The 18,555-nt window shown below is 71.1% G+C and carries 16 protein-coding genes and 1 pseudogene; 13 read left to right on the forward strand and 4 right to left on the reverse strand.

The annotated features are described in order from the left end of the window. Positions 1–64 precede the first annotated feature (64 nt). The 5 genes from LV79_RS28145 (at position 65) to LV79_RS28165 (ending at position 4,516) form a co-directional block, all read left to right on the forward strand. Complete coding sequence (locus LV79_RS28145; RefSeq protein WP_253841308.1) at positions 65–892, forward strand: 2,3-dihydro-2,3-dihydroxybenzoate dehydrogenase; 828 nt, start codon at positions 65–67, stop codon at positions 890–892. 65 nt (positions 893–957) lie between these two features. Further along, on the forward strand, positions 958–2,082 hold the full coding sequence (locus LV79_RS28150; RefSeq protein WP_253841309.1) for an isochorismate synthase: 1,125 nt from the start codon (positions 958–960) through the stop codon (positions 2,080–2,082). After that, complete coding sequence (locus LV79_RS28155; RefSeq protein ID WP_253841310.1) at positions 2,079–3,662, forward strand: (2,3-dihydroxybenzoyl)adenylate synthase; 1,584 nt, start codon at positions 2,079–2,081, stop codon at positions 3,660–3,662. The genes LV79_RS28150 and LV79_RS28155 overlap by 4 nt, the downstream gene beginning before the upstream one ends. 3 nt (positions 3,663–3,665) lie before the next feature. Further along, entirely contained in the window at positions 3,666–4,307 is a 642-nt protein-coding gene (locus LV79_RS28160; protein WP_285470370.1) for an isochorismatase family protein, read from the forward strand. Then, entirely contained in the window at positions 4,304–4,516 is a 213-nt protein-coding gene (locus tag LV79_RS28165; protein ID WP_253841311.1) for a phosphopantetheine-binding protein, read from the forward strand. The genes LV79_RS28160 and LV79_RS28165 overlap by 4 nt, the downstream gene beginning before the upstream one ends. A 49-nt stretch (positions 4,517–4,565) precedes the next feature. Here LV79_RS28165 and LV79_RS28170 read toward each other — a convergent pair whose 3' ends face one another. Together LV79_RS28170 and LV79_RS28175 are read right to left on the reverse strand one after the other, a co-directional pair. Continuing rightward, positions 4,566–5,033, reverse strand: a complete 468-nt coding sequence (locus tag LV79_RS28170; protein ID WP_308208969.1) for a very short patch repair endonuclease — start codon at positions 5,031–5,033, stop codon at positions 4,566–4,568. Between the two features lie 125 nt (positions 5,034–5,158). Then, the gene (locus LV79_RS28175) at positions 5,159–6,421 is read right to left on the reverse strand and encodes a DNA cytosine methyltransferase (RefSeq protein ID WP_253841313.1); all 1,263 of its coding nucleotides are present in this window, start codon (positions 6,419–6,421) and stop codon (positions 5,159–5,161) included. Between the two features lie 102 nt (positions 6,422–6,523). On the opposite strand from LV79_RS28175, the gene LV79_RS28180 reads away from it, so the two are divergent. After that, the gene (locus LV79_RS28180) at positions 6,524–7,330 is read left to right on the forward strand and encodes a GIY-YIG nuclease family protein (protein WP_253841314.1); all 807 of its coding nucleotides are present in this window, start codon (positions 6,524–6,526) and stop codon (positions 7,328–7,330) included. Between the two features lie 154 nt (positions 7,331–7,484). Continuing rightward, positions 7,485–7,955: a ricin-type beta-trefoil lectin domain protein gene (locus tag LV79_RS28185; protein ID WP_253841315.1), complete on the forward strand. Its 471-nt coding sequence runs from the start codon at positions 7,485–7,487 to the stop codon at positions 7,953–7,955. Positions 7,956–8,003: 48 nt separating this feature from the next. On the opposite strand, the gene LV79_RS28190 is transcribed toward LV79_RS28185, so the two are convergent. Further along, complete coding sequence (locus LV79_RS28190; protein ID WP_253841316.1) at positions 8,004–8,624, reverse strand: class I SAM-dependent methyltransferase; 621 nt, start codon at positions 8,622–8,624, stop codon at positions 8,004–8,006. Positions 8,625–8,702: 78 nt separating this feature from the next. Further along, a complete protein-coding gene (locus LV79_RS28195) occupies positions 8,703–9,620 on the reverse strand; it encodes a TauD/TfdA dioxygenase family protein (protein ID WP_285470364.1) in 918 nt (305 codons plus the stop codon). A gap of 338 nt (positions 9,621–9,958) precedes the next feature. Between LV79_RS28195 and LV79_RS28200 the strand changes: the two are divergent. From LV79_RS28200 to LV79_RS28225, 6 genes and pseudogenes are all read left to right on the forward strand, one after another. Continuing rightward, positions 9,959–11,172, forward strand: a pseudogene (locus LV79_RS28200) (ROK family protein). 101 nt (positions 11,173–11,273) lie between these two features. Beyond that, positions 11,274–12,842 carry an ABC transporter substrate-binding protein gene (locus tag LV79_RS28205; protein ID WP_253841317.1) on the forward strand — a complete coding sequence of 523 codons (1,569 nt, stop codon included), beginning with the start codon at positions 11,274–11,276 and terminating at the stop codon, positions 12,840–12,842. Continuing rightward, on the forward strand, positions 12,839–13,798 hold the full coding sequence (locus LV79_RS28210) for an ABC transporter permease (RefSeq protein ID WP_253841318.1): 960 nt from the start codon (positions 12,839–12,841) through the stop codon (positions 13,796–13,798). The genes LV79_RS28205 and LV79_RS28210 overlap by 4 nt, the downstream gene beginning before the upstream one ends. After that, the gene (locus tag LV79_RS28215; protein ID WP_253841319.1) at positions 13,795–14,649 is read left to right on the forward strand and encodes an ABC transporter permease; all 855 of its coding nucleotides are present in this window, start codon (positions 13,795–13,797) and stop codon (positions 14,647–14,649) included. Before LV79_RS28210 ends, LV79_RS28215 begins: the two co-directional genes overlap by 4 nt. Positions 14,650–14,665: 16 nt before the next feature. Then, entirely contained in the window at positions 14,666–16,984 is a 2,319-nt protein-coding gene (locus tag LV79_RS28220; RefSeq protein WP_253841320.1) for an arylsulfatase, read from the forward strand. Next, positions 16,971–18,554, forward strand: a complete 1,584-nt coding sequence (locus LV79_RS28225) for a dipeptide ABC transporter ATP-binding protein (RefSeq protein ID WP_253841321.1) — start codon at positions 16,971–16,973, stop codon at positions 18,552–18,554. The genes LV79_RS28220 and LV79_RS28225 overlap by 14 nt, the downstream gene beginning before the upstream one ends. Position 18,555 lies beyond the last annotated feature (1 nt).

Consider the following 18,555-nt stretch of genomic DNA (forward strand, 5'->3'; position numbering starts at 1 on the left):
AGGGGTCCGCCATGGCACACCGCGCCTCCGCCGTCCCGGCACCGTTACCCCGGGGGGCTTCCTGATGTCCGACAACGCAGCGCGGCGCGACGCGGTGGCGGGTGACGGGAAGACCCCGGCACGGTTCGCGGGCAAGATCGCCCTGGTCACCGGCGCGGGCCAGGGCATCGGGGCCGCCGTGGCCGCCGCGCTGGCCGCCGAGGGCGCCGCCGTCGCCGCCGTCGACCTGGACCGGGTCCGCGTCGAGGCCGTGGCCGCCGAACACCGCACGCGGGGCGCCGAGGTCCGGGCCTACCCCGCCGACGTCTCCCACGGCGACGCCGTCGACCGGGTGGTCGAGCGGGTCGAGAACGACCTCGGACCGATCGACGTCCTGGTCAACGTGGCGGGCGTGCTGCGGGCGGGCACCGTCCTCAAGTCCACCGACGACGACTGGCTCAGCACCTTCGCGGTCAACTCCGACGGGGTGTTCTTCGTCTCCCGCGCGGTCGCCCGCCGGATGGTCCCCCGCGCCGCGGGCGTGATCGTCACCGTCGGCTCCAACGCCGCGGGCGTGCCCAGGATGGAGATGGCCGCCTACGCCGCCTCCAAGGCCGCCGCCACCATGTTCACCCGCTGCCTCGGCCTGGAACTGGCCGCGCACGGCATCCGCTGCAACGTGGTCTCGCCCGGCTCCACCGACACCGCCATGCAGCGCGCGCTGTGGACCGGCGACGGCGCCCGCCGGGTGATCGAGGGTTCCCCGGAGAGCTTCCGGGTCGGCATCCCGCTCGGCCGGATAGCCGAGTCGGCCGACGTCGCCGACGCGGTGCTCTTCCTCGCCTCGGACCAGGCCAGGCACATCACCATGCAGAACCTCTACGTCGATGGCGGCGCGACCCTGGTCGGCTGACAAGTCCACTCCGGACACCGGAGCTGGCGATGAACGAGTGGACACCGATCAGAACGGAGCAGTCTGTGCCTGTCCTGGGAACCCTCCCCGTCGAGGCCCGACCCGAGGACCTGCCCGCCGCCTACCGGCCGGGCGCGTTCCTGTTCACCTCACCGGCGGGCGTCCTGCTCGCCGAGGGCGAGCGCGCCGTGCTGGGCTCCCCGGTCGAGGCGCTCGGCGCGCTCGGCGCCGACGAGACCGTCGTCGGCGCGATCCCGTTCGACCCGGCCACACCGAGCAGGCTGGTGATCCCCGAGGTGGTGCGCCGGTCCGGCCCGCTGCCCGCGACCCCGCGCCCCGCGCCCCGGGTCGCCGCGCGCTGGCTGGCCCAGCACACCGACGCCGACGCCTACCGCACCGGCGTGCGGCGCGCCCTCGAGCTGATGGCGTCCGGCGCGCTGAGCAAGGTGGTGCTCGCCCGCAGGCTCGACCTGGTGGCCGCCGAACCGGTCGACGTGCTCGACCTGGTCCGCGCGCTGGCCGCCCGCGACCCGCGCGGGCACACCTTCGCCGCCGACCTCGGCGACCGCACGCTGCTGGGCACCAGCCCGGAACTGCTGGTGCGCCGCAAGGGCAGGCTCGTCGCGTCCAACCCGCTCGCCGGGTCGCGGCCGCGCTCGGAGGACCCGGTGCTCGACGGCCGCAACGCCACCGAGCTGCTCGCCTCGGCCAAGGACCGCCGCGAGCACGCGGTCGTCGTCACCGCCGTCGCCGACGCCCTCGCCCCGTACTGCAAGCAGCTGACCGTCCCCAGCGAGCCGGAACTGCTGCCCACCCGGTCCATGTGGCACCTGTCCACCCAGGTCGCGGGCGTGCTGGCCGACCCGGACACCCCCGTGCTCGAGCTGGCGACCGCGCTGCACCCGACGCCCGCCGTCTGCGGCACCCCCACCGCGGCCGCCCGCCGGGTGATCGGCGAGCTCGAACCGTTCGACCGGGGCTTCTACACCGGCGTCGTCGGCTGGTCGGACGCGCGCGGCGACGGCGAGTGGATCGTCACCATCCGCTGCGGCGAGGTGCGCGGCGCGACCCTGCGGCTGTTCGCGGGCGCGGGCCTGGTGCCCGGGTCCGACCCGGAGGCCGAGCTGGCCGAGACCGGCGCGAAGCTGCGCACCCTGCTCGGCGCGCTCGGCGTGGAGGAGTCGGCGTGAGCGACTGGGTCCGCTACCCGGAGGAACTGGCCGCGAGGTACCGCGAACGCGGGTACTGGACGGGGGAGACCTTCGGCGCATTCCTGGCCGACCGCGCCGAGAGGTTCGCCGACCAGGTCGCGGTCATCGACGACCGGCAGCGCTGGACGTATCGGGAACTCGACGAGCGCGCGACCCGCATGGCGCACGGGTTCGTGGCGCGCGGGATCGAGCCGGGTGACCGGGTCGTGGTGCAGCTGCCGAACGTGGTCGAGTTCTTCTCCGTCGTGTTCGGACTGTTCCGAGCGGGTGCCGTGCCGGTGTTCGCGTTGCCACCGCACCGGTTCGCCGAGGTCTCGTACTTCTGCTCGCACACCGACGCTGTGGCCTACGTCATCGCCGACCGGTTCGGCGGGTTCGACTACCGGACGTTGGCCGACCAGGTCGGTGTGCGCCAGGTGTTCGTGCTCGGCGACCCGGGACAGCACACCGCACTCGCCGACGTCCCAGTCGACCCGGCGGGCGAACTGCCCATTGTGGACGCTGGGGAACTGGCTTTCCTGCAGCTGTCCGGCGGCAGCACCGGAGTCCCGAAGCTGATCCCGCGCACGCACGACGACTACCTCTACAGCGTCAGGGAAAGCGCCGACATCTGCGGCCTCGGACCGTCGTCGGTCTACCTGGTCGCGCTGCCGGTCGCGCACAACTTCCCGATGAGCTCGCCGGGCGTGCTCGGGGCGCTGCACGCCGGATCGCGGATCGTGCTGGCGTCGGCGCCGAGCCCGGACGTGGCGTTCGGCCTGATCGAGCGGGAACGGGTGACGATCACCGGGGTGGTGCCGCCGGTCGCGCTGCTGTGGCTGACCGCCGCCGCGACCCGGCCCGAGGACCTGTCCAGCCTGCAGGTCCTGCAGGTCGGCGGCGCGAAGTTCGCCGAGGAGGCCGCGCGCCGGGTCCGCCCGGAGCTGGGTTGCGGCCTGCAGCAGGTGTTCGGCATGGCCGAGGGCCTGGTCAACTACACCCGCTTCGACGACCCGGCCGACCTGGTGGCGATCTCCCAGGGGCGGCCGATCTCCCCGGACGACGAGCTGCTCGTGGTCGACGAGGACGACGTGCCGGTCGAGCCGGGCCAGGTGGGCCAGCTGCTCACCCGCGGGCCGTACACGATCCGCGGCTACTACCGGGCCGAGGCGCACAACCGGGTCGCGTTCACCGACGGCTACTACCGCACCGGCGACCTGGTGCGCGTGCTGCCCTCCGGGCACGTGGTCGTCGAGGGCCGGGCGAAGGACCAGATCAACCGCGGTGGCGAGAAGGTCGCCGCGGAGGAGGTGGAGAACCACTTGATCGCGCACCCCGCCGTGCACGACGCGGCCGTCGTCGCCGTGCCCGACTCGTTCCTCGGTGAGCGGACCTGCGCGTTCGTGGTGACCACCGCCGAGGTGACCGGCCCGCAGCTGCGCGCGTTCCTGCGCGAGCGCGGCCTGGCCGGGTACAAGATCCCCGACCGGGTCGAGTTCGTCGCGGAGTTCCCGCACACCGGCGTCGGCAAGACCAGCCGCCGCGACCTGCGGGCCCTGCTCGCCGCGCGGGGGGTGTGAGCCGTGGGACTGCCCGCCATCGCGCCGTACCCGATGCCGACCGAGCCGGAGCTGCCGAAGAACCGGGTCGAGTGGACCCCGGACCCCGACCGCGCCGTGCTGCTCGTGCACGACATGCAGAACCACTTCCTGCGCGCGTTCCCCAGCGGGTCGCAGCCGATGCTCGACCTGGTGGCGAACCTGCGCGAGCTGCGCGAGGTGTGCAGGCGGCTGGGGGTGCCGGTCGTGTTCTCCGCGCAGCCGGGCGGCCAGACCGCCGAGCAGCGCGGCCTGCAGCTCGACATGTGGGGCCGCGGCATCGGCCAGGACCCCGCCGACGCCCAGATCGTCACCGACCTGCGCCCCGGCGGCAGCGACCGGCTGATGACCAAGTGGCGCTACAACGCCTTCCACCGCACCGAGCTGGAAACCCTCATGGGCGACCGCGACCAGCTCATCATCACCGGCGTCTACGCCCACATCGGCTGCCTGATGACCGCGACCGACGCCTTCATGCGCGACATCCAGCCCTTCCTGGTCGCCGACGCCGTCGCCGACTTCTCCGCCGAGGACCACGCGATGGCCCTGCGCTACGCCGCCACCCGCTGCGCCACCACCCTCACCACCGCCCGGCTGATCACCCACCTCACCCAGGACAGGCCATGACCCCCGACGACATCCGCACCCAGGTGGCCGCCCTCCTGGAAGTCCCCCCCACCACCCTCGCCGACCACGACAACCTCCTCGACCACGGCCTCGACTCCATCCGCGTCATGTCCCTCATCGAGACCTGGCGCGCCACCGGCACCGACCTCACCTTCGCCGACTTGGCCGAAACCCCCACCATCGCCGCCTGGTCCACCCTGACCTGCTAACACCGGAAGGGTGTCGGCTGCAGGCGTGCGGGCTCCGGTGCGGTGCCGATCACGTGCCGTTGGCGCGGCGGTCGCGCACCGCCGCCTCCACCCGATCCGCGGCCAAAGCCGAGTCCTCGTGCTCCCACACCCGGATGACGGTCCAACCCTGACTGGTCAGCCGCTCGTCGGTGTCAGCGTCCCTGGCTCTGTTGCCCGCGATCTTGGTCGACCAGAACTCGCTGTTCTTCGACGCGGGACGGTGGTGATCAGGGCACCCGTGCCAATAGCAGCCATCGAGAAAGACCGCGATGCGCTGCGCTGTGAACACGATGTCCGCGGTTCGCCGAACCTCGGGCAGCGGGCGGAAGTTGACGCGGTAGCGCAAGCCGCGGGCGTGGATCGCGGACCTCAACGCCAGTTCCGGACCTGTGTCCCGACCTCGATTCGCGCGCATGACTTTCCGCACAGCCTCCGAGCTCGCCCACGATCCCTCGGGTAACTCCGAGCCGTCGCCTTCGTGCCGCTCTGGATCCACGCCGCCCCGTTCTGTGAGCACTCGCCACGGTGAAGCCAGACCGTCCGCGCTCGACCCATCGTCCGACGCGTCTACGTCGCTGAACTTGGACTTCTCAGGGTAAGAGAAGAGATCCGCTCGGCAGGTCAGGCGGTCCGCAGTCCAGGTACCCGCGCGGCGTTGAGCGCTCCGCCGACCGAGTCGGCGATCGCCCGGCCCAACCGAACCGGTACGGCGTTGCCCAGCTGACGCATTTGCTCACCTCGGGGGCCCGCCAGCGTCCACTGGTCGGGGAAGGTCATCACCCGGGCCACCTCGCGCACCGTCATGTACCGGATCGAGCCGTCGTCCCGGCGCAGCACGGTCTCGCCGCCAGGAACACCGTGGACACCCGCCTTGACTGTCTTCGCGGGGCGGTCGAGGTCGTTGGGGGTGTGCCCCGGGTACTCGCGCGCGCCCGGCCATCCGAAGTGGTGCAACCACTCGGGGTGTTCGATCTTGTCGCCCAAGGGGGCGGGGAGAGCGGGGACGCCGGATTCCGCGTCGCCCAAGAGGGCGTCACGCAGCGTTCGCCAAGGCTTCCGACCGTCCGACATCGGCATCGTGGCCGGAACGAGATCCGCTCGCGGTGACCGTCCCGCCCGATCCCAATAGCTCCCGTCCGCTTGCGAGTGCCAGAGCGCGACCTCGGAATGGGTCGGGTCCGGGAAAGTCCAATCGGCCAAGCCGAGGTCCTTGCGGAAGGCGACGACGACCACTCGCCATCTCGTCTGCGGGACGCCGTAGTCCGCCGCGTTCAGCAGCGCCATTCGCACGTCGTACCGCTCAGTCGGATCCGAGCCCTCAGAACCCAGTGCCTTGATCAAGCGCCGGTCGTGGTCGGACCACTCCTCGCCCTCGACGCGGCGCTCGAACGGCGTCTCGAGTTCTCGCAGGATGTAGTCGTAATAAGGCCGGAAGGACGGGCGGAGCAGGCCTTTGACGTTCTCGGCGATGATCGCTCTCGGTCGCGTCTCGCGCACGACCCGGAACAACTCAGGCCACAGATTGCGGTGGTCGTCGTAGCCCTTGTGAGCGCCCCCGAGGCTCCACGGCTGGCAGGGGACCCCGCCCGCGATGACGTCGACCGCGCCTTCCCACCGGGTGAAGTCGACGTTTCGGACATCGCCCTGGACCAGGGGCCACCTTGAGCGAACGTCCTTCGGGTCTGGCGCGCCCTCCACGTAGTCGACCGCGTGGTTGGCGCGTAGCGTCTCGCAGGCCCTGCGGTCCAGTTCGACGGCCAGGAGGTGCCGGAAGCCCGCGTCGTGCATGGCACAGGCGAGGCCGCCTCCACCAGTGAACAACTCGATGCTCGTTCCCACCTCGACCTGGGTCTTCCGTCGACCGGTCGCCGTTCGCTTCGCCACGCGTGGACAGTACCGCGGCGGTTCTCGAACGTCCGTTCGCCCAGCTGCTCTTGGCGTGTCGATAGACTGTGATCTCCACCGGGGAGACGGAGGTCTACGGAGATGTCAGCGAGTGGCGAGTTCCGCCTCAGCATCACCCAGGCTCTCGCCGACCAGCTCGCGTCGGGGCTGGCGGACTTGAGCCCGGACCCGTTGGATCCCACGCACATCGCCAATGTCGCCGCGAAACCAGGCGTCTACCAGCTCTACGAGAACGACGTCCTCGTCTACGTGGGTAAGGCCGAGGCCGCCGAGTCGCTGCCCAAGCGGCTCCGACAACACCACGACAAGCTTTCGGGCAGGCGCAACGTCGGATCAATGACGTTCACCTGCCTGTACGTCCACGAGGACATGCACGCTGTCTCGCCCGAGCGCCTTCTGATCAAGAAGTACGGGGCCGCCGGGTTCGCCTCGTGGAACTACGCGGGCTTCGGCAGCAAGGATCCCGGCAAGGAACGCGACACCACGAAGATCGATGACGGCCACTTCGACGCGACCCACCCGATCAATCTCGATTTCGTCTGCGCGGGGATTCGAGCGCGTTCATACCTGCTCAGTGATCTGCTGGTCACGGTCAAGGCAGCGCTTCCGTTCCTCTTCAGGTACCAGAAGGCGCCTTTTCACGACGACGTGATCGTGGCGGTTCCGAACGACGCGCCGAAGGCGGACGACCTCCTCGCCATCATGGGGGCCTGTGTCGCCGAGGCGGACGCGCGGTGGCGGATCATCGCGCTCCCCGGCTACGTGATCATGTATCCGAGGGAGGCGCCGTCACACGCCCTGAAGACATACCCCGAGTCGGCGGCGGTGACACCCGCTGCCCCGCCTAGCGCCGGTGACTTGTTCAGCGAGGATGACTACACGCTGTGATGTCTTTGGCCGAGAGAGGCACCATGTGGCCGTCAAAGCCGACTCGCGCTGAACCGCTACTCGATCGGGTGGCATGTCAAGCGGTAGCGGGTGGGTGCGGCCGGGGGCGGCAGTGTCCTGAGTGGACCACTGGTCGTTCGCTCAGGAGGTAGAGATGCGTGCGTTGTTGCTGGCTGTCGGGATGCTGGTGCTGACCCCCGTGGTGGCCGCGGCTGATGTCGTCGAGGGGGAGGTGGCGGTGCGGTCGGTGTCGACCGGGCAGTGCCTGACCCGGCCGCTGGAGGAGGGGGTGGTGTACGGGGACGCGTGTGCGCCGCTGGACCGGCAGGCGTGGCAGTTGACGGTGCACGACGACTCGAGTGTGGCGATCACCGCGGCGGGGACCGACCTGTGCCTGGCGCACGTCGACCTGGACGTCATCTCCACGCCGTGCGACGACCTCGCCGAGCTCCAGGTGTGGCGGCTGATCGAGCAGGACGGCTCGTTCCACATCCAGGCCACCAAGGACGACGCGGGGCTCGACTGGTGCCTCTGGCACGCCGACGACAGCCAGTACGTCGGCCTGCAGCCCTGCGCGGGCACGGTCGAGGGCGAGCGCTGGCAGTTCCCGCCCTTCCAGAACTGATCAAGGGGCCGATGCCCGGCTCCGCCAGTGGAGCCGGGCCGCGGAACCCTAGGGGGCGAACGGTTTCCGGACCAGCAGGTGCGCCTGCTGGAAACGCTCGTCGGCGTACGGCTCGCGCACCAACCGGGCTACCTCAGTGAAACCCGCCTGCCGCAACAGGTTCGCGAGCCCGTCGGGTGACCAGCGGTACGCGGGCGTCACCTTGTGGTCGAACACCTGCGGCGCCGGGTCGTCCCCGGCGAAGAAACCGAGCAGCAGGTGCCCGCCTGGCGTCAAGACCCGCTCGAACTCGCTGAGAACAGCGGGCAACCGAGCAGGCGGGACATGGATGACCGAGTAGAGCGCGAGAATGCCGCCGAGTGATCCGTCGGCGAGATCCAGCGCGGTCATGGAGCCTTCGTCGAACCGCAGATCCGGGTGGGCCTGTCGAGCCAGGGCGATCATCGCGGGGGACAGGTCGACGCCGAAGGTGGTCGGGCCGAGCGCGTGCAGGTGTGCCGTGACGTGGCCGGGACCGCACCCGAGATCGGCGACCGGCCCGTCCTGCACCAGCTCGGCGAACGCGGCCAGCAGCGCGCGCTCCAGCGGCCTTGTCTTGAGCGCGTCGCTGAAGAGTTCGGCGTAGAGCGGCGCGACGGCGTCGTAGGCGGCCCCGACTGGTTCGATCACGCCGAAACCCTAGCCCGTGCCGCGAGGAGTAGCCACTGCCCTTGAGTCCACAACGGACTCAAGGGCAGTGGTTCCCGATCACACGGCCGAGAAGTGGGAGGCGTCACCCGTGCGGACGACGCTCGAGGTGCCGTCGATGCTCACCGGGACGTCGCCCGCGAGGGTGATGCGGTGCAGGCGGCGGGGGGCGTCGTCGTAGTCGGCGATGGCGTAGTGCTGGGTGGCGCGGTTGTCCCAGATGGCGACGTCGCCGTCCTGCCAGTGCCAGCGGACGGTGTTCTCCAGGCGGGTGACGCGGGCCTGCAGCAGCTGCAACAGCGCCTGCGACTCGACCGAGGTGACCCCGATGAGGCGCTTGACGAAGTGGCCGAGCAGCAGCGAGCGCTCACCCGTCTCCGGGTGTAGGCGGACAACCGGGTGCTCGGTCTCGTACAGGTCCGACTGGAACTCCGAGCGGTACTGCTCGGTCTTGACGTCCACGCCGCCGATGCGCAGCTCGTCGATGTTGGCCGCGTAGTCGTAGGCGTTGGTGTGCACCGCCCACAGGCCGTCGACGAGTGCCTTGAGCGAGAGCGGGAGCGACTCGTACGCCGCGACCGTGTTGGCCCACACCGTGTTCCCGCCGTACGGCGGCAGGTGCACCGCGCGCAGGATGCTCACCGACGGGATCCGGTCGACGAACGTCACGTCGGTGTGCCAGCTGTTGGCCTTGCCGTACTCCGAGTCGATCGGCAGCACGTTCGGGTTCACCACTCCGCGCACGGTGGGGTGCGCCAGCGTCACCTCGCCGAGCAGCGAGCCGAACGCCAGCTGCCCGTCGTCGTCGAGGTGGTCCTGGCCGCGGAAGAAGATGACCTTGTTGGCCAGCAGCGCGGCGCGGATGGCGGCGACCGAGGCCTCGGACAGGTCACCGCCCAACCGCACGCCGTCGATGCGCGCGCCGATGTTCGAACCGAGCTTGACGACCGACACCTCGGTCTCCACGGACTGGCTCACGGTGGGGTTCCTTTCGCTGGCGGGTGCCGCGACCGCGGCGAGAGGCGGGGTGGGCCCGCGACTCGAACCTACGAACGCGACCGGCGGGCCAACAAGCTTCCGCGAAGCACTGAAATTAAGTGGCGCCCCCGGTTCCATATCCCGGACGCCGTTGACATCCCCTGTGGACGAACGGATTCTTCCCCTGTGCGCCGCTGTTGTCGTTGACCCCGCCCGCCGATCGCCCGGCACCGCCGACCGGGCTGTTCGTCTCCACGTGAGTTCTTTACCCGCTCGAACAAAAGCGGGTCACCCACCGTGCGCTCCCGTTCACGATCCCCGTCCGGAGGAACCCGCCCGTGCCCGACATCCCGCGCCGACCGAGCGTGCGCGCGACCAACGCCGCCGCGGTGCTGGCCGTGATCCGCCGCGAGGGCCCGCTCTCCCGCGCCGCCATCGGCGAGCACACCGGGTTGAGCATGCCCACGGTCAGCAGGCAGGTCGGGTGCTCATCGAACTCGGTCTGCTGCGCGAGTTCCCCGAACTGGTCCCGGTCGGTGCGATCGGCCGCCCCCGGGTGCCGATCCACCTCGACGACACCACCTTCGCCGCCTGCGGGGTGCACATCGGGGTGAGCACCACCACTTACGGCCTGGCCGACCTGCGCGGCACCCTGCTCGACTCCGAGGAGATCCCCACCCCGCAGGGCAGCGCCGAGGACGCGCTCGCGCACATCGCGGGCAAGGTCCGCGCGTTCCTGCGCCGTTGGCCGCGCCGCCGCGTGGTCGGCATCGGCCTCGCCAGCGGCGGCCTGGTCGACGTCGAACGCGGTCACCTCGACCACGACCGCCTCGGCTGGCACCGGGTGCCCGCCGCCGACCTGCTGCGCCGCGCCACCGGCTACCCCGTGCACCTCGACGGCCACGTCGCCGCGATGGCCAACGCCGAACTGCTCTTCGGCTGGGGACCGCGGGTGTCGAGCCTGCTGTACTTCTACGCCCGCGAGGTCGTCGGCATCGCGCTGTCGGTGGACGGCGTGCTGCACCGCGGCCCCGGTGGTGGCGGCAGCATCGCGCACCTGCCCATCGGCGGCGACACCCGATGTCCGTGCGGCGCCACCGGCTGCCTGGAGGCCACCGTGGCCGACCGCACCGTGGCCGACCGCGCGGTCGCCGCCGGGATCGCCGCCGAACCCGACATCCGGCTGGTGCGGGCCGCCGCGACCGCCGGTGACGCCACCGCCAACGCCCTGCTCGCCGACCGCGCCACCGCCCTCGGCCGGGCCGTCGGCCTGCTGCGCGACGCGCTCAACCCCGACCGGGTGGTGCTCGGCGGCCAGGCCATCACCGACCCGGCGGAGCGGCTGCCCGACCTGCTGCGCGCCTTCGCCACCACCACGACCCTGCCGGGGACCGACATCGTCTCGGTCACCCGGTTCGGCCCCACCCTGCAGGCCACCGCCGCGTGCACCGGCCTGCTCAACCGCCTGTTCGACCACCCGCTCGACCTGCTCGACCAGGCACCCAGGACCGACCACCCGGCCAAGCGCAGCACCGACCCCGTCGGCGCCTGACCGGGACCGCCCCCGCGACCACCACAGCGTCACAGCCACAGCGCGACCACCACAGCGCGACCACCCACCACAAGGCAACCCCCAGAGAGGCCCCCGCTCCGATGAACGCTCCGTCCAGACGCCAGACGCTCAAGGCCATCGCGGCCGCCGCGCTGTTGCTCGCCGCGACCGCCTGCCAGTCGGCGGTGGACGCGCAGACCAGCTCGGCCGGTGCCTCCGCCGCGCCCAAGCCCGGCGGCGTCGCCGAGGTCGGCGTCGCGCTCGACCTCGTGCCCGCCAACCTGTTCACCAACAGCAACGTGTCCATCACCACCGTCGTCGGGTTGGTCTACGACACGCTCGTCCGCTACGACCTCAAGTCGCTGGAGCCCCAGCCCCGGGTCGCCACCGAGTGGAAGCAGTCCGACGGCGGCAAGACCGTCACCTTCAAGCTGCGCAAGGACGTCAAGTACCACACCGGCCGCACGCTCACCTCGGCCGACGTGAAGTTCTCGCTGGCCAACTACGCCGACCCCAAGTGGAACGGCCAGCTGCTCAGCACCGCCAAGACCATCACCGCCGTGGAGACCCCGGCCGCCGACGAGGTCGTGCTGCGCCTGGAGCACCCGGTCAGCAACCTGTTCGACCTGCTCGACACCGTGCCGCTGGTCGACTCCGAGACCGCCGCCGACATCGCCACCGGCAAGAAGCTCGTCGGCACCGGCGCCTTCAAGTTCGACTCGTGGCGCCCCAACACCGACATCACCTTCAGCAAGAACCCCGACTACTGGGGCGGCGCGCCCTACCTCGACGGCGTGCACGTGCGGGTCATCCCGGACGCCCAGTCGCTGGCCGCCGCCGTCAAGTCCGGTCAGGTCCACCTCGCCCGCGGCGTCGGCTACCGCGACGCCGAGTCCCTCGCCTCGACCCCGGGCGTGCAGGTCACCTCGCTGGAGGGCGCCGAACTCCAGGCCTACGTCGGGCTGAACGTCACCGCGCCCGGGCTCGACGACCCGAAGGTCCGCCAGGCCATCGCCTACGCGTTGGACAAGGAGCGGATCATCAAGGAGGTCTTCCGGGACAAGGGCTACCCGACGTCGCTGCCGTGGCCGCGCACCAGCCCGGCGTACGACAAGGAGCTCGACGGCCGCTACCAGCGCGACCTCGCCAAGGCCAAGCAGCTGATCGCCGAGTCGGGCAAGCAGGTGCCGGAGATCCCGCTGTCCTACGTCGGCAACGACGGCGTCTACACCGCCATCGCGCAGATCATCCAGAACAACCTCGCCGAGATCGGCGTGAAGGTCGCGCTGACCCCGGTCGACTCGACGCAGTTCATTAAGCAGCTCATCGGCGCCCAGTTCCCCGGCCTGTGGACCACCAGCCACTCGTGGGCGCAGTTCTCGCCCGCGACGCTGACCGTCAGCGCCTACCCGTTCAACGCCCGCCGCAACGCCTCCAAGTTCAGCTCCCCGAGCTACACCGCGGCCGCCGAGAACGCCTGGAAGCTGCCGTCGGCCACCGGCGCCGAGGCCACCGCGGCCTACAAGGAGCTGTCCACCCAGCTGCTCGACGGCGCGTTCCTGGCCGAGATCGGCGTGGTGTTCGAGCTCGCCGCCACCCGCGACACCCTGCACGGCCTGGACTGGTCGCGGCGCCGTGAGCTGGACTTCAGCGCGGTGTTCCTGGCATGACCCGGTACCTGCTGCGCCGCGCGCCGTCGGCGCTGATCGTGCTCTGGCTCGCCTCGGTGCTGATCTTCCTGGTCATCCGGGCGATCCCCGGCGACGCGGCCGCGGCGATGGCAGGGCCGGACGCCTCCGAGGAGGCCATCGCGGCCATCCGGCACGACCTCGGGCTCGACCTGCCGGTGTTCACCCAGTACCTGCACTGGCTCGGTGGCCTGCTCAGCGGTGACCTTGGCCGGTCGTACCTGATCGGCGGCGACATCGCGGGCCTGGTCGGCGAGGGTTTCGCGAACACACTGACCCTCACCCTGGCGGCGCTGGTGATCGCGGTCCTGGTGGCGCTGCTGCTCGGCCCGATCTGGGCGGCGACCACCAACCGCTGGGTCGACCGGGTGCTCACCGGCTTCCACACCGCCGCGGTAGCGCTACCGCCGTTCGTCACCGGCGTAGTGCTCATCATCGTCTTCGGTGTGTTCTTCCGGTTGCTGCCTACAGGCGGCGTTCCACCTAAGGGCATGTTCGACCGGCTCGACATCACGGCGCAGTACCTCGTGCTGCCTGCCGTGTGTCTAGCGCTACCGGTGGCAGGTGTGCTTACCGGGTTCCTCGCCGAGACACTGCGGGGGGAGTTGCGTCAGGACTACGTGACCACGGTCCGCGCGGCGGGGGTGAAGCGGCGCGAGATCGTCGTCCGGCACGCGATGCGCGGGGCGCTGCCGGTGGCCATCACCACGCTCGGGCTCCAGACGGGCGCGCTGCTCGGCGGTGCGGTCCTGGTGGAGTCGATCTTCTCCTGGCCCGGCCTCGGGCTGCTCGTGGAGCAGGGCATCACCCGCCGCGACTACCCGGTCGTGCAGGTGCTGCTGATGCTCTCGGTCACCGTGTTCGTGCTGGTCCAGCTGCTGACCGACGTCATACACGCCTACCTGGACCCGCGCGTCCGGTTGGGAGCGCAGACATGACCGCCACCCTGGAGGCACCGGAGCCGGTGGAGGTCGCCGTGCCGGACCGACCGCGCCATTTCCTGCGCGGCAAGGGCCTGGTCGGGCTGGTGCTGGTCGGCCTGGTGATCGTCACCGGGCTGCTCGGGCCGCTGCTGGTGTCGTGGGACCCGTACGAGCAGATCCCCGGCGCGAACCTGCTCGGCCCGTCCGGCACGCACCTGCTGGGCACCGACGACCTCAACCGCGACATCCTGGCCCGGCTGGTCACCGGCATCCGGGTCGACCTGCTGATCGCGTTCACCGCCGTGCCCGTCGGCGCACTGGTCGGCTGCGCGGTCGGGGCGCTGGCCACGGTGAACTCCGTGCTGGACGTGGCCGTGCAGCGGCTGTTCGACGTGCTGCTGGCGTTCCCGCAGCTGATCCTGGCGATCGGCCTGGCCGCGGTGATCGGGCCCGGCACCACCTCGGTGGTGATCGTGATCGTCTGCGTGGAGATCCCGGTGTTCGGCCGGTTGCTGCGGGCGGCGGTGCTGCGGGTGCGCGAGGCGCAGTTCGTCACCGCGTCCGAGGTGATCGGCGCGGGCAAGGCCCACGTCCTGCGCCACCACGTGCTGCCGAACTCGCTGGAGCCGATCCTGGTCCAGCTGGCGCTGTCGCTCTCGGTGGCGGTGTTCATCGAGGGCGCGATGAGCGTGCTCGGCATCGGCGTCAGCCCGCCGCACCCGTCCATCGGGTCCGTGCTGACCACTTCCCTGCGCTACCTCGACCTCAACCCGCTGTTCGCCATCGGCCCCCTGGCGGTGACAGCGGTGCTCGTGCTGGGCTTCCAGCTGATCGCCCAGGCCGCGAACGCCGCGCGCGGCGCCTGACCCGGAGGACTCGACCATGACCGATCCGACCGCGACCGACCCGACCCCGCCCGCTCTCCCACCGCACGCCCGCGGGTACGACGGATTCACCGGCCAGGTCGGCCGGGTCTTTGCCGAGTCGCGCCCCGGGTGGCCCGCGGAGAAGCGCGCCATGGGCCCCAACATCGTCGTCGTGCTCGTCGACGACCTGGGGTACGCCGACATCGGCCCGTTCGGGGGCGAGATCGCGACTCCGGCGCTGGACGCACTCGCCGCCGGTGGCCTGCGGTTGACCAATTACCACACGACACCGCTGTGCTCGCCCTCGCGCGCGGCGCTGCTGACCGGGCTCAACCCGCACCGCGCGGGCTTCGCGTTCCCGGCCAACTCCGACCCCGGCTACCCGGCGTACTCCTTCCAGCTGCCCGACAACGCGCCGTCGCTGGCCGAGTCGCTGCGCGGCGCCGGGTACGCGACCTTCGCCGTCGGCAAGTGGCACCTGACCCGCGACGCGGCCAGCCACGACGCCGCCGACCGGTCGTCGTGGCCGCTGCAGCGCGGGTTCGACCGGTACTTCGGCAGCCTGGAGGGCCTGACCAACCTGCACCACCCGCACCGGCTGGTCTGGGACAACAGCCCGTATGACGGTGATTTCCCCGAGGGCTACTACCTCACCGACGACCTGACCGACCGCGCCACCCGCATGATCGACACGCTGCGGGCCAGCGACCCGGACAAGCCGTTCTTCCTCTACTTCGCCCACCACGCGATGCACGGACCGCTGGGCGCCAAGGACTCCGACCTCCAGCGCTACCGGGGCCGCTACGCCGAGGGCTGGGACGCCATCCGGGAGAAGCGGTTCGCCAAGCAGCTCGCCGAGGGTCTGTTCCCGGCGGGCACCGCGCTCCCGCCGCGCAACAGCGAGCCGGGCAAGGACGTGCCGCCGTGGGACGAGCTGACGGTCGAGCAGCAGGAGCTGTTCGCCCGGTACATGGAGGTCTACGCGGCGTCGCTGGACAACGTGGACCAGAGCGTCGGGCGGATCGTGGAAACCCTGCGCAAGCACGGGGAACTGGACAACACGATCATCGTCTTCACCTCCGACAACGGCGCGACCGCCGAGGGCGGGCCCGCCGGGACGCGCAGCTACTTCAGCCAGTTCGTGCACGTGCCCGGCGTGCCGTCCACTTGGGAGCGTGACGTCGAGCGCGAGCTCGACCTGCTCGGCGGTCCGCAGACCACGATCCACTACCCGCGCGGCTGGGCGCAGGCGTCGAACACCCCGTTCCGGCTCTACAAGTTCGACACCTACGCCGGTGGGGTGCGCACGCCGTTCATCGTGCACTGGCCCGCCGGGCTGGAAGCAGGCCTGCGGCACCAGTACGTGTACGTGACCGACGTGACGCCGACGCTGCTGGAGCTGGCCGGGGTGCCCCGGTTGGCGGATCGGCACGGCGTGGCGTCGGCCGAGGAGGACGGCGTCAGCGCGGTCCCGGTCCTGCGCGACCCGGCGGTGGAGAGTCCACACACGACCCAGTACACCGAGACCGGCGGCAACCGCGGGTACTACGCGGATGGGTGGAAGATCGTCACCCGGCACATCCCGGGCAAGCCGTTCGACGACAGCGAGTGGGAGCTCTACCACGTCGCCACGGACCCGACCGAGACGACGAACGTCGCGGCCGAGCACCCGGAGAAGCTGGCTGAGTTGGCGGCGGCGTGGGAGCACGCGGCGTGGAACAACGCTGTGTTCCCGCTCAACGACTACACCCCGGCCAACGACCTGCGCCGCCCGGCCGATGAGCGCTTGGAGCGGCCCGTCACGCTGTACCCGGGTACGCCGTTGCTGGAGCGGTACCGGTCGGCGCAGCTGGTGCAGTTCCGGGACTTCGTCGTCGAGGCCACTGTGGACGGTGTACCGGGCGAGGGGGTGCTGTTCTCCCACGGTGACCAGGGCGGCGGGTACGTCGTCTACCTCGAGGGCGGCGCGGCGCACCTGACCTACAACGCCTACGGCGCCGTGCACCGCTCGGGCCCCGTGCCGCTCGACGGTGGACCGATCCGGTTGTCGGCCACCGCGTTGCCGGACTTCCAGTGGTCGTTCGTGCTGGCCACCGACTCGGGTTCCGCCGAGGTGGGCCCGGTCGCGCAGCTGATCGGTCTCGCGCCGTTCACCGGCATCAGTGTCGGCGCGGACCGGGGCGGCCCCGTCGACTGGGACCTGCACACCCGCGCGGGCACGTTCCCGTACACCGGGACCCTGCGCCACGTCCGGTACGAACCGGGCGCGCAGGCCGACTACGACCCCAAGCTGATCGCGCGACTCTGGGCGGAGGCCGAGCGTGTCTACGACTGAGGTGTTGGCAGTGGCGGGGTTGCGGGTCTCCTTCGGCGCTGTGGAGGCCGTTCGCGGGGTCGACCTCACCATCGCCGAAGGGGAGATCCTCGCGCTGGTGGGGGAGTCCGGCTCGGGCAAGTCGGTAACGGCGCGGGCGGTGCTCGGTTTGCTGCCGGGCACCGCGTCGGTGAGCGGCAGCGCGCGGCTGGGGGAGCAGGAGCTGGTCGGCGCGTCCGACGAGACCTTGCGGCAGGTGCGCGGGCAGCGGATCGCCATGGTGTTCCAGGAACCCGCGACCGCGCTGAACCCGGTGCACACCGTCGGCTGGCAGATCGCGGCGGTGCTGCGCGCGCACCAACCGCTGTCGAAGGCACAGGCGCTGGGGGAGGCCGTCCGACTGCTGGACCTGGTCGGCATCCCCGACCCGGGCGAGCGGGTGCGCCACTACCCGCACCAGCTCTCCGGCGGCCAGAAGCAACGCGTGGTCATCGCGCTCGCGCTGGCCAACAACCCGCGGCTGATCATCGCCGACGAACCGACGACCGCGCTCGACGTCACGGTCCAGGCGGAGATCCTGGACCTGCTGCGCGACCTGCGGGACCGGCTCGGGACCGCGATCCTGCTCATCACGCACAACATGGGCGTGGTCGCCGACCTCGCCGACCGGGTGGCGGTCATGCACCGGGGTGAGCTCGTCGAACAGGCCCCGGTGGAAGACCTGTTCGCTCGCCCGTCCCGCGCGTACACCCGTGAACTCCTCGCCGCCGTGCCGCGCTTGGGCCACCGGGAGCCCGCGGCGGTGGCGGTGGACGACGTGGCGCTGAGCCTGGACCAGGTCGTGGTGCGGTACAAGGACTTCCTGGCGGTGGACCACGTCGACCTGCGGGTCGGCCAGGGTGAGGTCGTCGGGCTGGTGGGGGAGTCGGGGTCGGGCAAGTCGACCATCGGCAAGGTCGCCGCCGGTCTGCTGCGCCCCGAGTCCGGCACCGTCTCGGTCCTCGGTGGTGCCCCTGCCGCGGCGCGCCGCCAGATCGGCTTCGTCTTCCAGGACCCGGGGGGCTCACTCAACCCGCGTATGTCCATTGAGGACTGTGTCGGCGAACCCCTGCGCGTTCACAAGGTGGCCCGCGGCGCCGACTACCGAGCCCGCGTCGCCGCCCTCCTGGACTCGGTCCGCCTCCCTGCGTCCTACGCCCGCCGCCGCCCCCGCGAACTCTCCGGCGGCCAACGCCAACGCGTCGGCATCGCCCGCGCCCTGGCCCTGCGCCCTACCCTCCTGATCGCCGACGAACCCACCAGCGCCCTGGACGTCTCCGTCCAAGCCGCCATCCTGGACCTGGTCACCGACCTCCAACAGACCCACGGCTTCGCCTGTCTCTTCATCAGCCACGACCTGGCCGTCGTCGACTCCTTGGCCCACCGCGTCACCGTCCTCCACCGCGGCAAAGTCATCGAGGAAGGCCCTCACCACCAAGTCCTCCGCACCCCCACGGCCGACTACACCCGCCGCCTCGTCAACGCCGTCCCCATCCCAGACCCAGTCGAACAACGCACCCGCCGCACCAGAGAAGCCACCCCCGTCGGCTGAG

The sequence above is a fragment of the Actinokineospora globicatena genome (assembly GCF_024171945.1).
GTDB lineage: Bacteria > Actinomycetota > Actinomycetes > Mycobacteriales > Pseudonocardiaceae > Actinokineospora > Actinokineospora globicatena.

Excerpts from the sequence above, each read along its gene's own strand:
- LV79_RS28205 (WP_253841317.1), top strand. The coding sequence starts at position 11,274 with ATGAACGCTCCGTCCAGACGCCAGACGCTCAAGGCCATCGCGGCCGCC.
- LV79_RS28165 (WP_253841311.1), top strand. The coding sequence starts at position 4,304 with ATGACCCCCGACGACATCCGCACCCAGGTGGCCGCCCTCCTGGAAGTC.
- LV79_RS28145 (WP_253841308.1), top strand. The coding sequence starts at position 65 with ATGTCCGACAACGCAGCGCGGCGCGACGCGGTGGCGGGTGACGGGAAG.
- LV79_RS28210 (WP_253841318.1), top strand. The coding sequence starts at position 12,839 with ATGACCCGGTACCTGCTGCGCCGCGCGCCGTCGGCGCTGATCGTGCTC.
- LV79_RS28220 (WP_253841320.1), top strand. The coding sequence starts at position 14,666 with ATGACCGATCCGACCGCGACCGACCCGACCCCGCCCGCTCTCCCACCG.
- LV79_RS28215 (WP_253841319.1), top strand. The coding sequence starts at position 13,795 with ATGACCGCCACCCTGGAGGCACCGGAGCCGGTGGAGGTCGCCGTGCCG.
- LV79_RS28180 (WP_253841314.1), top strand. The coding sequence starts at position 6,524 with ATGTCAGCGAGTGGCGAGTTCCGCCTCAGCATCACCCAGGCTCTCGCC.
- LV79_RS28185 (WP_253841315.1), top strand. The coding sequence starts at position 7,485 with ATGCGTGCGTTGTTGCTGGCTGTCGGGATGCTGGTGCTGACCCCCGTG.